Annotated in this window: 15 protein-coding genes and 2 tRNA genes; 10 read left to right on the forward strand and 7 right to left on the reverse strand. The window is 65.4% G+C overall.

Going from position 1 to position 14,810, the window contains the following annotated elements; all coding sequences use genetic code 11:
• The first annotated feature begins 153 nt into the window (after positions 1 to 153).
• Positions 154 to 894 (forward strand): phosphoglyceromutase, encoded by a 741-nt coding sequence (locus tag RWX87_RS05360; protein ID WP_314688349.1) that lies wholly within the window; start codon positions 154 to 156, stop codon positions 892 to 894.
• Positions 895 to 997: 103 nt separating this feature from the next.
• Here the strand turns inward: RWX87_RS05360 and phoU are convergent, their stop codons facing one another.
• Entirely contained in the window at positions 998 to 1,690 is a 693-nt protein-coding gene (gene phoU, locus RWX87_RS05365; RefSeq protein WP_314688352.1) for a phosphate signaling complex protein PhoU, read from the reverse strand.
• 212 nt (positions 1,691 to 1,902) lie between these two features.
• On the opposite strand from phoU, the gene RWX87_RS05370 reads away from it, so the two are divergent.
• Positions 1,903 to 3,084: a HAMP domain-containing sensor histidine kinase gene (locus RWX87_RS05370; RefSeq protein ID WP_314688353.1), complete on the forward strand. Its 1,182-nt coding sequence runs from the start codon at positions 1,903 to 1,905 to the stop codon at positions 3,082 to 3,084.
• 165 nt (positions 3,085 to 3,249) lie between these two features.
• On the opposite strand, the gene RWX87_RS05375 is transcribed toward RWX87_RS05370, so the two are convergent.
• Positions 3,250 to 3,504, reverse strand: coding sequence for a DUF2530 domain-containing protein (locus RWX87_RS05375; protein ID WP_314688356.1), 255 nt, complete (start codon positions 3,502 to 3,504; stop codon positions 3,250 to 3,252).
• A gap of 102 nt (positions 3,505 to 3,606) precedes the next feature.
• Between RWX87_RS05375 and manA the strand changes: the two genes are divergently transcribed.
• Positions 3,607 to 4,935 carry a mannose-6-phosphate isomerase, class I gene (manA, locus tag RWX87_RS05380; RefSeq protein ID WP_314688357.1) on the forward strand — a complete coding sequence of 443 codons (1,329 nt, stop codon included), beginning with the start codon at positions 3,607 to 3,609 and terminating at the stop codon, positions 4,933 to 4,935.
• Positions 4,936 to 5,002: 67 nt separating this feature from the next.
• Here the strand turns inward: manA and serC are convergent, their stop codons facing one another.
• Positions 5,003 to 6,145 carry a phosphoserine transaminase gene (serC, locus tag RWX87_RS05385; RefSeq protein WP_314688359.1) on the reverse strand — a complete coding sequence of 381 codons (1,143 nt, stop codon included), beginning with the start codon at positions 6,143 to 6,145 and terminating at the stop codon, positions 5,003 to 5,005.
• A 488-nt stretch (positions 6,146 to 6,633) separates the two neighbouring features.
• Between serC and RWX87_RS05390 the strand changes: the two genes are divergently transcribed.
• The 3 genes from RWX87_RS05390 (at position 6,634) to RWX87_RS05400 (ending at position 9,412) form a co-directional block, all read left to right on the forward strand.
• A complete protein-coding gene (locus RWX87_RS05390) occupies positions 6,634 to 7,365 on the forward strand; it encodes a CHAP domain-containing protein (protein WP_314688362.1) in 732 nt (243 codons plus the stop codon).
• A 173-nt stretch (positions 7,366 to 7,538) separates the two neighbouring features.
• Positions 7,539 to 8,213 (forward strand): C40 family peptidase, encoded by a 675-nt coding sequence (locus RWX87_RS05395; protein WP_314688364.1) that lies wholly within the window; start codon positions 7,539 to 7,541, stop codon positions 8,211 to 8,213.
• A 125-nt stretch (positions 8,214 to 8,338) separates the two neighbouring features.
• Positions 8,339 to 9,412: a universal stress protein gene (locus RWX87_RS05400; protein ID WP_314688366.1), complete on the forward strand. Its 1,074-nt coding sequence runs from the start codon at positions 8,339 to 8,341 to the stop codon at positions 9,410 to 9,412.
• Between the two features lie 109 nt (positions 9,413 to 9,521).
• Here RWX87_RS05400 and RWX87_RS05405 read toward each other — a convergent pair whose 3' ends face one another.
• On the reverse strand, positions 9,522 to 9,935 hold the full coding sequence (locus RWX87_RS05405) for an OsmC family protein (RefSeq protein WP_314688368.1): 414 nt from the start codon (positions 9,933 to 9,935) through the stop codon (positions 9,522 to 9,524).
• Positions 9,936 to 10,203: 268 nt separating this feature from the next.
• Between RWX87_RS05405 and RWX87_RS05410 the strand changes: the two genes are divergently transcribed.
• The 3 genes from RWX87_RS05410 to RWX87_RS05420 all read left to right on the forward strand — a co-directional run bounded on the left by RWX87_RS05410 (position 10,204) and on the right by RWX87_RS05420 (position 12,470).
• A complete protein-coding gene (locus RWX87_RS05410) occupies positions 10,204 to 11,076 on the forward strand; it encodes a thymidylate synthase (protein ID WP_314688370.1) in 873 nt (290 codons plus the stop codon).
• A gap of 85 nt (positions 11,077 to 11,161) precedes the next feature.
• Positions 11,162 to 11,827, forward strand: a complete 666-nt coding sequence (locus RWX87_RS05415; protein WP_314688380.1) for a dihydrofolate reductase — start codon at positions 11,162 to 11,164, stop codon at positions 11,825 to 11,827.
• 70 nt (positions 11,828 to 11,897) lie between these two features.
• The gene (locus tag RWX87_RS05420; RefSeq protein ID WP_314688373.1) at positions 11,898 to 12,470 is read left to right on the forward strand and encodes a low molecular weight protein-tyrosine-phosphatase; all 573 of its coding nucleotides are present in this window, start codon (positions 11,898 to 11,900) and stop codon (positions 12,468 to 12,470) included.
• 151 nt (positions 12,471 to 12,621) lie between these two features.
• Here RWX87_RS05420 and RWX87_RS05425 read toward each other — a convergent pair.
• The 3 genes from RWX87_RS05425 to RWX87_RS06835 form a co-directional block, all read right to left on the reverse strand.
• A tRNA-Phe gene (locus RWX87_RS05425) sits at positions 12,622 to 12,697 on the reverse strand.
• A 48-nt stretch (positions 12,698 to 12,745) separates the two neighbouring features.
• Positions 12,746 to 12,819 (reverse strand) — tRNA-Asp (locus tag RWX87_RS05430).
• Positions 12,820 to 12,851: 32 nt separating this feature from the next.
• On the reverse strand, positions 12,852 to 13,700 hold the full coding sequence (locus RWX87_RS06835; protein ID WP_399552314.1) for a DUF4190 domain-containing protein: 849 nt from the start codon (positions 13,698 to 13,700) through the stop codon (positions 12,852 to 12,854).
• Positions 13,701 to 13,765: 65 nt separating this feature from the next.
• Between RWX87_RS06835 and RWX87_RS05440 the strand changes: the two genes are divergently transcribed.
• Positions 13,766 to 14,810: alpha-amylase family glycosyl hydrolase (locus RWX87_RS05440; RefSeq protein ID WP_314688377.1), on the forward strand; the 1,045-nt coding region annotated here is incomplete at its 3' end.

A 14,810-nucleotide genomic window follows, 5' to 3' on the forward strand; every position in this document is an offset into this window, starting at 1 on the left:
TGGCGGGTCGAGGACGACGGGTTCATCGCTTCGGACCGCGGACTACCGTATCCGGGGGCCCGGCATGCGAGGGGTTCTCGGTTGTGGCCGCCAGTGGACGGCGGGGCACGCGGCGGCGGTCGTCTCGTCTCTCTTCTCGCGTAACATGACGATATGTCCTACACACTGGTACTGCTCCGACATGGTCAGAGCGCATGGAACAAGACCAATCAGTTCACGGGCTGGGTCGACGTCCCCCTCACCGAGCAGGGCGTCGAGGAGGCCAAGCGCGGTGGGCGTCTTCTCAAGGAGAAGAACGTCCTGCCCGACATTGTCTTCACCTCGTTGCTGCGTCGCGCGATCAACACCGCGAACTACGCGCTTGATGAGGCCGACCGCCTGTGGATTCCCGTCAAGCGCAGCTGGCGTCTCAACGAGCGTCACTACGGCGCTCTCCAAGGCAAGAACAAGACGGAGATCCGCGAGAAGTACGGCGACGAGAAGTTCATGATCTGGCGCCGCTCCTATGCGACCCCGCCGCCCGAGATCAATCCTGACGACAGGTATTCCCAGAACCATGACGCGCGCTATGCGGGTGATCCGGTCCCGGAGACCGAGGCGCTGTCCAACGTGGTCGCCCGTGTGACCCCGTACTGGCAGTCCGAAATCGTCCCCGAGCTCAAGTCCGGCAGGACGGTGCTGATCGCCGCGCACGGCAACTCCCTGCGCTCCATCGTCAAGATGCTGGACGGGCTGAGCGAGGAGGAGATCTCGAAGGTCAACATCCCGACCGCCATCCCGTTGGTCTACAAGCTGGATGAGAACTTCAAGCCCATCGTTCCGCGGGGCGAGTACCTCGATCCGGACGCCGCCGCCAAGGGCGCCGCCGCTGTGGCCGCCCAGGGCCAGAAGTGAATTCCGCTCGCCGTCACCCACGGTGGTCGCCGTGTGATTGACGGTTGACGCATGGGGGCCCGGGGTTCAAACCCAAACCCCGCCCCCCACAATTTGCGGCGCGCTAGGCGCCGGTCGAGTAGGTGTAGGGGCCCTCGTCGCGCATGGGCGCCTTGCTTGGGTCGAAGCCGGAGACGATGTAGACCACGCGTCGGGCGGCGGAGACGGCATGGTCGCCGAGACGCTCCATGAAACGGCCGATGAGCACGACGTTGATGAGGTCGCGGCGCGTGCCCTTCCAGTCGTCGGAGAGAGCCAGTTCGAAGGTCCTGTGATGCAGGGCGTCAAGGCGATCGTCATCCGCGATGACCTGCTCGGCCGTCGTCGTGTCACGATCGGCCAGCATGGTCACCATGCGGTCGGCGGTCATCGTCAGGAACTCCTGCATGGAGCGGAACAGGTCCTGGGCATCATCCGTCACGGCGGACTGGGGGTAGGTGCGTCGGGCGGCCTCGGCGATATGCCTGGCCAGATCCCCCATCCGTTCGAAGGTGGACGCCAGTCTCATCGTGGAGACCACGACGCGCAGGTCGGTGGCCACGGGGTTCTGCTTGGCCAGCAGTCTCACGCACTGGTCGAGGATGCTGGCCTCCAGGTCATCGATTTCGGTGTCGCCGTCGATGACGCTCTGGGCCGCCTCGACGTCGAGGTCGAGCAGGGCGGTGCCGGCAGTGTCGATAGCCGTGCGGACGTCCTGAGCCATGCGGTCCAGATCGTCTGCGACGGCCTGCATCTCCTCGTTGAATATCACCCGCATATGTCTTCCCCCGGTCTTTCTGGCATGGGACTTCGTCGACTGAGCCCAGTCTATGAGCACGGGGGGGAGTTCGCCAACGTCGTCCATATCGGGGCGAGATTTGTTGGTCCAGAATTCACCGTGACGTTGCCTGGTCGTTCATCGGTTCCCTGTCCTGCGTTGCTGTCATGTCCGTGGGGAGGCCGTGGGAGAATGGTGCCATGCAATGGTGGATGACGGTTCCTGCCGCCGTGGTCGTCGTCGCGACGGTCGTGCTCGTCGTCATCCTGTCGCGGCGTCACCGACCCGGTGAGGCGGTCGACGAGCTTGATGATTCCACGGCGTCCCTTCTGGCGCTTCTGGGGGAGTCCGTGGTGGTCGTCGACTCCTCGGACGAGGTCGTTCTTGCCAGTCCATCGTCCTATTGCTTCGGCGTCGTCGCCGACGATGCGGTCGTCGACAGCAGGATTGCGGAGGCCGTGGGCAAGGCCCGGCGGGGAGGGCATCGCGTGCGCTTCGATCTGACGACGTCGACTCCTGAGCGCTTCCGCGAGGATGCCGAATCGATGGGGGGCGGATCCGTCGTGGGAGACGCCGGGGACGACGGGTCCGATGTGAGCGGGGTGTCGCGGCCGAACTGGCTGAAGGTCACGGTGGGTCCCATCGGACGAGGATTCGTCGTCGTGCTTCTCGACGATGTCAGCGAGCGCATGCGTTTCATGCAGACCCGTGATTCATTCATCGAGAACGTGTCCGCTCAGCTGCTTGAGCCTACGAGGAGCATGGAGAGGCTGGCCTCGTCCCTCGAGTCGGGGCATGGGGATGAGACCGATTTGCGTCGTGCGGCGTCGCGGACGCGACGGCTGGCAAGACATATGGACCGGCTCGTCAACGATCTGCTTCTGCTTATCCGCGCTCAGGAGCCCGTTGACGCGGCCGAATCCAATCGACTTGCCTTGGACGTTCCCGTCCGCGCCGCTCGCGATGACTGCGCCCTCGAGGCGAAGGAGCGGGGGGTTGCTCTTCGGCTCACTGCGGACAGGGTGGTCATGGTGCATGGGGACGGGCCGCAGATTCGCGTGGCCGTCGGCAGGATGATCGACAACGCCATACGGTATTCCCCCGATGGGGCGTCCATCGACGTCACCGTCGGAACATCGACGGCGGGGGACAGGGCCGTCGTCCGCGTCATCGACCGGGGTGCCGGCATTTCTCGCGAGGAGAGGCCCCGCGTCTTCGAACGATTCTTCCGTGGAAGCAACCAGTCGGCCCGGACGGCGGACGGGGTGGGTCTGGGACTGGCCATCGTCAAGCATGTGGCTCTGACCCATCACGGAGGGGTTTCGGTCTGGAGCGCACCCGGTCAGGGAAGCACCTTCACCCTTTCCCTTCCCCTGGCGGACGGCGATTCATGAGGCGTTCCCGAAGGTCATCGCGATGTGGATCCCGCCCAGCCTCCGGTGTCGCGCGGTGACATCGGAGGCTGGGCGGGAAGGGTTCTTCAGGCGTCGTAGTCCGCTTGCACGGCGTCCTGGCGTCCGATCCGTCGGGACCTGCGGCCGCGTTTGACGGGACGGCGCCTATTCGCCGAGTCTGCGGTAGTTGTCGCGGTCGACACGCTCCCAGACGAGCATGACGATTCCGACGAGGATGCCTGATACGACGACCCCCAGGGCGTGGTGGATGTTCACGCCAGCGGCCAGCAGGGCCAGACAGATGAGAAGCGCGATGCCCCAGAGCGCCAGACCCGCAAGGAAGACCCTCCGGAGGTCCACCCGGACGGGCCGTGGCATGGGCCGTCTGTCCTCGGGATTGAAGATGGGCGCGAGCTTCATGGCTTTCACCATATACCGTGTCGGAGCGGGACGTCATCCCCGCCGCATCGGGGGTACCCTTATGTATGCTCGTCGCCCAACGTCTCGGGAGGGGGTCGTGCCGTGTATGCGATTCGACCCGTCGGCAGACCCTACGCGTGGGGGTCTTTGACCAGGCTTCAGTCCCTGTTCTCCTCCGATCCCCTGTTGTCCGGGGTCAGAGGGCCGCTCGCCGAGGCATGGTTCAGCGCGCATCCGGTATGGCCGTCAAGGCTGGAGGCTCCCGTCGCCGAGGGCCTCACGCTTCCCGACCTCATCCGTAGGGACCCTCAGCGGATGATGGGTGTGCGTGATTCGGCCCGTTTCGGCCCGGTTCTGCCCTTTCTTCTCAAGGTGATTGCGGCCCGTATCCCGCTGTCGTTGCAGGTGCATCCCGCAGGATTCCTGGCCCGTGAGGGCTTCAATCGTGAGGAGGCCCGGGGCGTTCCTCGGAGTTCCGCGGACAGGTCCTTCCCCGACCCTGTCGAGAAGAACGAGATGGTGCTGGCGGTCGACCGATTCGAGCTGTCCTCGGGATTCGCTCCGGTTCGTCGGATCCTGGAGGTCCTGGCCCTGGTGGACCATCCTCTCGCCCGCCGCATGCTCGCGGCGATGAGGAGGGACGTGGAGGACGCTTCGGCCTCTGCGGCGGATCGTCATCGCGATTCTGGATTCGTCCGTCGACCGCCGCAAAGGCGTGCGTTGGAGGTTCTCACTGCAGGGCGGCAGGATATGCAGGGCGTTCCCATGGCTTTCGAAAAGGCGAGGGCGCGTGCGGAGAACGGATACGATGCCCTTGTCCTCGATCATGCGATTCTCGCGGGTGCGGCCTTCCCCGACGATGCCGGAGTCATGGCTCTGCTCCTGATGAATCCGATTCGACTGGAACCGGGGGACTGCGCGTATATCCCCGCGGGCACGCTGCACACCTATCTCAAAGGCACCGCGGTGGAGATCATGACCAATTCGGACACGGTGCTCAGAGCGGGGCTGACCGTGAAGCCCACGCATGTCGACCAGGTGCTCGGATGCGTCTCCTTCTCCCCGCGGATGCCGGAGGACTCCGGCGTATCGTCGGGTGCCGCGGGCTGGGTGGCTGCCACGGGTGGTGCCGGTGTCAGGGTGATGGCGCCCGCGATAGACGAGTTCATGCTGATGGCGGGAGATCTGCCGTCGGCGGCCGCTGGGACTGCCGTCGTCCGGATTCCGGGTCGCCGTCCCAGAATCGTGCTGTGCCTGTCAGGACAGGTGGAATGCCGCACCGATGGCGACAGGTGCACGCTGGCGATGGGGGAGGCGGTTTTCGTCCCCGCCGGTGATGGCGATGTGAGGGTGTCGACCGCGCCTGCGGCGGGGGAAACCGCGCAGGGCCGGTGCGACTGCCGCTTCGTGGTGGCCGCAACCGGTCAATGAGGTCGGCGAGGCGCCTGCGGGTCTCATGGATGTTGATGGATACGACCCCCTCTGTTCGATTCGGGGGCTACAGCCGCTCCACCACGTAGTCGATGCAGCGGGTGAGGGCCTTCACGTCCTCGGGGTCAACCGAAGGGAAGACCCCGATGCGTACCTGGTTGCGGCCGAGCTTGCGGTAGCCCGAGGTGTCGCTGATGCCGTTGGCGGCAAGGGTCTCCACCACCTTGGAGGCGTCCACGTCCGAATCGAGGTCGACGGTGACGACGGAATGCGATCGTGCCGCGGGATCGGTGACGAACGGCCGCGCGTAGTCGCTGGCCTCGGCCCAGTCGTATAGCGTCCCGGCCGACTCCGCGCAGCGTGCCGTGGACCATGCCAGCCCGCCATGACCGTTCATCCAGCGGATCTGGTTCTCCATCAGTATCAGCGTCGCCACGGCCGGGGTGTTGAGGGTCTGCTCCTTGCGGGAGTTCTCCAGAGCGGTGGTCAGGGAGAGGAAGGCGGGAATCCATCGTCCGTCCGCGGAGCGCCCGTTCCGGTCCTCGATGGAATAGGCCCTTTCGATGGCTTCGGGCGAGAGGACGGCGAACCATAGGCCACCGTCCGAACCGAAGGCCTTCTGCGGCGAGAAGTAGTAGGCGTCGGTCTGGCATACGTCGACCGGAAGCGCGCCCGCCGCGCTCGTCCCGTCGATAAGGGTGAGAGCCCCCTGCGCCGGGCTTCCCTTCACCCTCTTCACGGGAGCGCTGACGCCCGTCGACGTCTCATTGTGCGCCCAGCAGTAGGAGTCCACGCCCTCCGTCGGATCAGGAATCCGATAGGTCCCGGGCTCGGAGGAGTAGATGGCGGGAGGGTCGAGGAAAGGCGCGGAAACGGCTTCGTTGGCGAACTTGGCGCTGAAGGACCCGTAGCTGCCGAAGGCGGCTCTGTGGTCGATCAGACAGGCGCAGGCGATGTCCCAGAAGGCGCTTGCGCCTCCGTTCCCCAGCGCCACCTCATAGCCGTCGGGAACCGAGAAGAAATCCGTGAGGCCTTCGCGAATGGAGGCGACCAGACGGCGGACGGGAGGTCTGCGATGGGAGGTGCCCATCAGGCATGATGCTCCGTCCGCGATCGCCTGAATCTGTTCGTGCCTGATTTTGCTGGGCCCCGAACCGAACCGTCCATCCCTGGGAAGCATGTCCTCGGGAATCATCACGCCGTCGCTCATGGGTCCCAAGGGTAGTCTGTCGTCTGGTCAGGTTCGTCCGCCCGGACCGTGGTCGTCATTACTCAGACGGACGGCGTCCGTGGGCCCCGCATGGCGTGGCCTCCCACGTCCCGTCCGTTTGTGCCTATCCGTTCCCCGTCTGGACGGCCGAAGCTGCTATGGTGACGCCTATCCGCGCATGTGGTGATCGTGCCAGGGTCTGACCTCTTCGCGCGGGTTTCGGCCGCGAATCGTCGGACGGATGCCGGACGGGTCGAAGGGAACGGGGTGGCCTCATGGGGAGTGCGGCGCATAAGGCCCAGGAAACGGTTTTTCCGCTTCGGGCGCCCTGCGGGACGCCATCCGTACCGGCGAAGCATACGCATGGTCGTGCCGCGAGCCTGTTCCCCACTCTTATCGCCATGCTTGCCGGCCATTCCGTACCGTGGGGCGGAAGCCATCGGCGGAACGGAGCCATCATTGTTCCGACATCACGTCGGGAGCGGCGCATGGAGCTCCTGTCACGCAGGCGTCTGCGCTGCCTGCTGGCGGTGTCCCTGACGGTTCTTCTGGGAGTGACGGCTCTCCTGGCGTCTTCCACGCTGCGTTCCCGGATGGCTGCTTCGCCCACCGGCAGCGTGGTCGCGACCTCGGTGAGACGATCTCTCCCACAGTCCGAAGCGGCTTCCCGTTCCGAGGACCGCCGCTCTTTGTCGACTTCCTCCTCTGGTGCCGCCGCCAAGGGATGGAACCTCGGCGAATCCAACACGTCGATCGACGTCGACAGACTGTCCGCTCCGGCCTCCTCCAACGCGGTGGTGTCGCGACTGCTGGCCCAGGACGTCGATATCCTCCCCGAGGGATTCGATTCGGATCATGCCTCAGGGGATGTCGGCAACGCCTATTCGTACAGTCAATGCACATGGTGGGTGTATGTCCGCCGCCATCAGCTTGGTCTGCCGGTGGGATCCCATCTGGGGAACGGTCGTCAGTGGGCGACGTCGGCCGCGGCGCTTGGATACTGGGTCGATTCCACTCCCCGTCACAAGGGCGACATCATGGTTTTCGCGGCAGGGCAGGATGGAGCGAGCGCCGTCTACGGGCATGTCGCCATCGTCGAGAAGATCAACGCCGACGGTTCCATCGTGACATCGGAATCGGGCGAGTCGTACCATGGCAAGACCTTCTCGCGCACCTTCACGGCAGCCCAGGCATCGGCGTTCCGGTACATCCATTACTAGCGGCGTGTCTCCAGCCGCCACGGGAACCGTGGTCCGGGGACGCCTCCGGGCACAGGTGGGGTCATGTGAATGTGATAGTCTCGTGTGCGATGAAGAGCCTACGTCGACCTCTACTCGCCTTGGCCGCTTTCCTTGCGGTCTCGATGATGCTCGCTGTGTTCGCGCCAATGACGATGGCGAACGCAACGCAGGCCGTTGTGACCTCCTCGCGGTCCTTCCCCAAGACAACGACGGTGAGGCGGAATCTTCTCGCGGAATCGACGTCGGTGAAGGTGGATGGTTCGTGGACCGGTATCGAGAGTCTGAGCGTTCCCAAGACGAAGTCGACCAAGGAACTGGCGGCGGAGCGCAAGGAAGCGCAGGAGCAGGCTCAGCGTGAGGCGGCCCAGAAGGCCGAGGAGGAGCAGGCGGCCAGCCGCTCCGAGGACAGGCAATCCTTGTCGGGTACCAGTTCCTCGTCTTCTTCTTCGTCCTCTTCCTCTTCTTCGTCCTCGGATGGCACGACCGGGGCGGCACTGGCCCAGTATGCGGCGCAGTTCGTTGGAAGTCCCTATGTCCTGGGTGGTGAGACCCCCTCCGGGTGGGACTGCTCCGGGTTCGTCAAATACGTCTTCGCCCATTACGGCATTACCCTTGCGCACTACTCCGGTGCCCAGGCCGCCACGGGGACGGCCGTGGCGAACCTTGCGTCGGCCAGGCCCGGCGACATCCTCGCCAACACCACGCATTCCGCCATCTATCTGGGCAATGGCCTTGTCGTCAACGCGCTCAATCCCAGTAGGGGAACGGTAATCACGAGCGTGGGGACAGCCTTCAGTTCGTCCTATTCCATCCGCCGGGTCCTGTAGAGGTTCGTTCCGAGCCGTCCTCCGCCGATTCGCCGAAGCGTGGCCCACAGACGATTCCAGAGCCGCGGAGTATCCTGAAGCCAGACGGTGCGATGCAGCGCCGCCGTCTGACGGAGGAGGTCATCATGATCAACGAGAAGGCCATTCTTGTCGGAGTCGATGGGTCGCATGCGAGCTACAAGGCCACCTGGTGGGCGGCGAACTACGCCAAGCATGCCGGGCTGACCCTCCAGATCGTCTGCGCCTATTCGCTTCCCAGCTATGCCGCCGTATCCTTCGACGCCACGTACACGGCCCTCGGCGATGACAACGCCGCCCACAACGATGCGCAGGAGATCCTGTCGAAGGCCAAGGCGATAGCGGACGAGCAGGGGGTCGAGGCGGTCACCCTCATCGTCACCGGAGACCCCTCCTCCGTGTTCGTGGAGTTGTCGCGCAACTACAATCTCATCGTCATCGGCAACCGGGGCAAGGGGGGACTTGCCGAACGCCTTCTGGGCACCACGAGCTCCTCACTTCCCGCCTATGCGTACTGTCCGATCGTCGTGGTCCCCTACACGGACGACGACGGTCATCTCATGCATCTGAACAACACCATCGCCCGAGTGGCCGTCGGCTCCGACGAATCCAAGTGGGGGCTTAAGGCCCTGGACATCGCCGCGTCCTTCGCCCACGGATGGGGGGCGGGCCTCGACGTGCTGTCCGCCGTCCCGCGCGTGCAGGGGGCTGATGGTGATTCCGCCGTGATGGACTCGTACCTGGATGATCTGGAGACCCGGGTCAAGCCTCTGCGTGAGCAGTATCCGGACCTGGAGATCTCGACCAAGGTGGTTCCGGGCAACGCGGTCAATGCCCTGACGAAGGCGAGCCTTGATCATGACGTGGTCGTCGTCGGGTCGCGCGGGCGAGGTGGATTCACCGGTCTGCTGCTCGGATCCACCAGTCAGGGGCTTATCCAGCATGCCGTCAGCCCGGTGTACGTGGTGCCCCGCAAATACGTCGAGGCCGCCGAGTCTCGACTGGATGCCATTCCCGGGTCTCCGGCCGAGGTTCCGACCAAGCCGCTTGACGATATCAGCGGCGTGAAGCAGGTGTCGGTCCCGACCGCGGACGCCCATCAGGCCGAGGACATCGAGTCGACGATCGACCCGCTGCATGGAGGTTCCAGGGACGATGCCTCCGAGCGTGAATCACGGTGACGCCGAGACCGTAGAGGGCATCGGAGACGACGCGAGGGGGAGGGTCCATATGGGCCCTCCCCCTCGCGTATGCCATCTATGGACGTCCCGTCGCCCGGTGGCGGATGGCCTAGTGCCGCACGGTCACGTCGAAGCGCACCGGGGTCGGCTTCTCCAGGGTGTGCTTGACGGTGCAGCTTTTGTCGATGTGGCGCGTGATGCGCTCCGCGAGCTTGTCGGCGTCGGCGTCGTCAAGGTCGGCGGAGGTGGCGTCCACCGCGACGTGCTCCTCGAAGGACGTGTACGAATCGGTGTCCTCGTCATAGGTGCCGTCCACGGTGATGGTCGCGCCATGGCCTTTGCCGAGGACGGTTTCCACGGCGAACTGGCTGGACAGGGCGCCGCAGGCGGCCAGGGCCGCCTTGACGAGCTCGCCCGGTGAGAACAGCCCCTTGCCGTGGCCGAACTTGATATGGGATCCGTCGTCTCCGAAGGCGTCCCAGGAGCCGTCCTTGTTGCGTTCGACCCAGATTCTCTTGGCCATATGCCCTCCTCGCGTCCAGAGCGCGACCCTCGCGCCGTCAGGACCAATGTAGACCACGGCGGTCCCCGCGCCCGGCCCGTGTTCGCGCACGGCTCGCCGTGCTTCCTGACGCGTCCGGGGCCGCCGGCATCCGTGGAAGGCCATCCGTGACGGTCCACTCCCCGTTGTCGTCCGCAGGGGCCGACGTCCGCGGATGGGTATGCGTGAGGACGTCGGCGGCTGGCGAAGAGCAGCGGTTATGCCCGTTGGGTTCGTTAGCATGGTGCCTATGTCTCTGACTTCCGCACAGCTCGCCGACATTCGTTCGAAGGTTCCGGCCCGTCCCGCATCCCCGATCCCCACGCCCTACGAGGACCTTCTTCGCGAGGTCCTGATGACGGGCGTGCTGAAATCCGATCGGACGGGAACGGGCACGATCTCCCTTTTCGGCCGGCAGATGCGATTCGACCTGGGGGCCGGGTTTCCGCTGGTGACGACCAAGCGCGTCTACATTCGCAGCGTCATCTACGAGCTGCTGTGGTTCCTCCGCGGTTCGGGGAACGTCCGGTGGCTGCAGGAGCATAACGTCCACATCTGGGATGAGTGGGCCGATGCGAATGGCGACCTAGGGCCCGTGTACGGCGTCCAGTGGCGCAGCTGGCCCGCTCCCACCGCCCAGGATCCGGCGCGGACCATCGACCAGATAGCGAACGTGCTCGACCTCATCCGCACGAATCCGGACTCCCGCAGGATGGTCGTCACCGCATGGAATCCGGCCGAGGTGAAGGATATGGCCCTGCCTCCCTGCCATGCGCTGTTCCAGTTCTGGGTGGCCGATGGGCGCCTGTCCTGCCAGCTGTACCAGCGGTCATGCGATATGTTCCTCGGCGTTCCCTTCAACATCGCCTCGTATTCGCTGCTCACCATGATGATGGCCCAGCAGACGGGCCTTGAGCCGGGGGAGTTCGTCTGGACCGGTGGCGACTGCCATGTCTATGACAACCACGTTGAGCAGGTGACCGAACAGCTGGGGCGTGAGCCCTACGGGGCGCCGACCATGCGCATCGACCTGGCGGGTTCGCTGTTCGACTACGACTACGGCAGCTTCCATCTCGACGGGTACCGGCATCATCCCGCGATCCCCGCGCCCATCGCCGTGTGAGGGAATGTAACGAGGTCATGTCGCGTGGCCGTCGGAGTGGGTCGCTAGACTGATGAACCAGTCCGATTCCAAGGAGAACACTGAAATGGAGCATGACAGTAGTAGTCGCAGCGGCTACCACGAACCCGAGCCCGGTTCTGCCGGGCTTGATGACGAGGAGGAGGACTGGGGCGATGACTTCCCCAAAACCTTCTCGGTGAACCTCATATGGGCGCAGGCCCGCGACAAGGACGGTCGCGCCGGCGCGATGGGCTATGACGGCGGGATGCCCTGGCATCTTCCCGAGGACCTCAGACGCTTCAAGGAGCTGACCGTCTCGCATCCCGTCATCATGGGTCGCAGGACATGGGAGTCCCTTGATCCGCGGTTCCGTCCTCTGCCCAATCGCGACAACATCGTCATCTCGCGTGACCCGCACGCCGTGGCGCCCGGAGCCACCGTCGTCACGGATATGGACGCCGCGCTCGACTTCGCCAGGCAGGAGGCCATCCCCGATGACGGCATCGACCGCAGCGAGATCTGGGTGATCGGCGGCGCGAGCGTGTTCCGTGAATCCCTGCCCTTCGCCTGCCGGGCGTACGTCACCCAGATCCGCGCGACGGTGGACGCCGACACGTACGCTCCGGACATGGAGGAATTCGTCGCCTCCGGCCTGTGGCATATGGTCGATAGCACTCCATGGCTCAGACCGAAGCAATCCCAGGACGTGGTGCACGAGTACCGCTTCGTCACCTACGAGAAGACGCGCTGACCGCAATCCGGGGCGTGCATGATTCCCGACGTCCGCTGCGGAATCCCTGGAACTGGAAGGAGAGGCGACTATGTCCGACGCCCATGGCGCCGCGCGTCCGTTCCCGCACCCGTACACGGTGATGACGGTCTGTACGGGGAACATCTGCCGTTCGCCCATGGCCCAGGTCATCCTCGCCCGCCGCTTCGCAGACGCCGGGCTGGGGGACAGGGTGGAGGTGCTCTCCAGCGGGGTGAGCGACGAGGAGCACGGACATCCCATCGACCCCAGGGCAGTGTATGTGCTGCGCGCCCGGGGATACGAGCTGCCGCGGCATCATGCCGCGCATCGCATCAGCCGCGCCGAGATCGACGTCACCGACCTCTTCCTGCCGATGACGGCCGCACATATGCGCATGCTTCTCCGCATGCTTCCCGCCGAGGACCGCTCGAGGGTGCGGCTCTACCGCAGCTTCGATCCCGCCCTCGCACGTCCCGAGGCCGGCCGTGAATCCGATCTCGATCTCATCGACCCGTGGTACGGGGGTCCCCGCGAGTTCGATGTCGCCATCAGCCAGATCGACCATGTCGCGCCCTTCATCGTCGACTGGGTGAGACGTAGGCTGGACGCCGCCGATGGTCCGGTGTCGCAGGAGAGAGGCTGAGCTGCGGTTTCCTGTCCGTCGGTGCGAGAGCGGAGCGGCGGGAGTGATAGGCGCAGATTCATGCCCGGTTGCCTCATGGCGGGCGTGAAAGGCCCGGCCGATACGACGAAGCCCCGGAGGCGTTGGAATCATTGCGCTCCGAGGCTTTGAATGGTGGCTCCGAGCGGCATCGATCCGCTGACCTAACGATTTTCAGTCGTTCGCTCTACCAACTGAGCTACAGAGCCATGGGCGCTCGAAAAAACCCGGCAGAACCGGGTTTCTCGACCATCCAGCGACCCCGACCGGACTTGAACCGGCGACCTCCGCCGTGACAGGGCGGCGCTCTAACCAACTGAGCTACAGGGCCGTGGCCGCCGCGAAAGCAGCCAAGGGGTTATATTACCCAAAGGTCGGAGCTGTGCAAACCCCGGCGTGTCCGTGTGTTGTCGGAGCCTTCGTGGCCGCGACGAACTCCTTGTCGGAAGAAGCCCCGGCCGATTGACGCAGCACGGCATACTCGTCGGTCTGGCCGTAGTCCGTGTCCAGCCAGCTCGGAGTGCAGTCCGAACCCGCGCAGGAGTATGAGTCGCCTGAGGAATACTGGCCGAGCGCCCAGACGAGCCCGAGAATGAGCAGTACCGCGAGGACCATGTTCACGACGCTGATGACGATTCCGGCGATGGCCATCCCGCGGCTTTTCTCCCTGCTGCGGTGAATCTGCACCAGGGCGATGATGGACAGCACCAGTCCGACGGGGGCGATGAGGAACGACAGGACGAATCCCGCTATGCTCAGGGCGTTCCATGACGCATAGGCGGGAGGGGGGCCCCAGGTGGGCCGGGTCGGGATGGCGCCCGGTCCGTACGCCGGGACGTATCCCTGTCCCTGCCACGATTGATGGGGGGCGCCGTTCTGGGGCGGGTACGCCCCGCCGGGGTAGGCTGCACCGAATCCCGCGGGGCGTGGCCCCCGGGCGGGCCCCCCCCGGGGCATCGAAAATACCGCGGGATGTGGTGGGGGGTATCCCCCGGCCGGTGCCGCCCCCGCCGGTGGCAGGGAGCCGGGAGAACCGTATGGCGGCTGGGATGACGGTCCGGTGGGGGTCGTCCGAGAGCCAAACGCGGCCGTTGGATGGGAGGAGGGGGCTTCTGCCGTCGCAGGGCTGGAAGGAGCGTCCGCCTCCGTTCCGGAAGCTCCGGAAGCCGGTTTGCCGGACTGAGGCTCGAGGGGACTGGCGTTATCGCTCATGGCTACATCCTAGATGCACCGGTGCCGGTAGCATGGCGGGGAATTCCCGGTGGAAGGATGACACGATGACGTCAATGGCTGCCCCTCATCATGACGGTTCCGGAATGTACGTGTCCGACCCCGTCCCGCGGCTGGGGCAGGACGTGCGCGTCCGCGTGCGTGTGCCTCGGTCGTCGGGGTACGTGGACGTGCGTCTGCGATCCACGGCCGATGCCGAGTTTCGCATCGTGCCCGCCCGACGCATCCTGTCCACGCCTTGGGAGGACTGGTACGAGGCGGATCTGCGCATCGCCAATCCGCTGACGCTGTATCGCTTCATGCTGCTCAAAGAGGACGGTTCGTTCGACTGGCTGACGGCGACGGGGGTGGTGGACCGGGAGACCGGGGACTCCACGGACTTCCACGCCACGGTCTTCCCCATCGCTCCTCGATGGGAGACCGGGGGCGCCGTCTACCAGATCTTTCCCGACCGCTTCGCCAGGTCGGCCGACTCGGCGGGACGGCGGACGCCCTCCTGGGCGATTCCCATGCCATGGGGCGCCCAGCCTCTGGCGCATGGTGCGGATTCGGGGCGTCAGTGGTACGGAGGTGATCTCAGGGGCATCGAGGAGCATCTCGATCACATCCATGATCTCGGATTCTCGGTGGTCTATCTCACGCCCTTCTTCACCGCCGGCTCCGTCCACCGCTATGACGCCTCCACGTTCGAGCATGTCGACCCGCTACTGGGCGGGGATGACGCGCTCGCCTCGCTCGCGCGGGCGTGCCATGAGCGCGGCATGCGCCTGATGGGCGACCTCACGCTCAACCACACCGGCGTCGGCCACGACTGGTTCCGTCGGGCCGTCGCCGACCCCGACTCCGCGGAGCGGGGCTTCTACATGTGGAGACGCTGGCCGGACGACTACGTGAGCTGGAGGGGCGTGAAATCCCTGCCCAAGCTCGACTGGAGATCCGACGCCCTGCTCGACCGTCTCGTGCGGGGCTCCGGATCCGTGGCCGCCCACTGGCTGGGTCCGGACGGACTGGACGGATGGCGCATCGACGTGGCGAACCAGGTGGGACGCCACGGCGACATCGACGTCAACCATCGCGTGGCCACGGCCATGC

Origin of the sequence: uncultured Bifidobacterium sp. (genome assembly GCF_963540075.1) — a bacterium.
Lineage (GTDB): Bacteria > Actinomycetota > Actinomycetes > Actinomycetales > Bifidobacteriaceae > Bifidobacterium.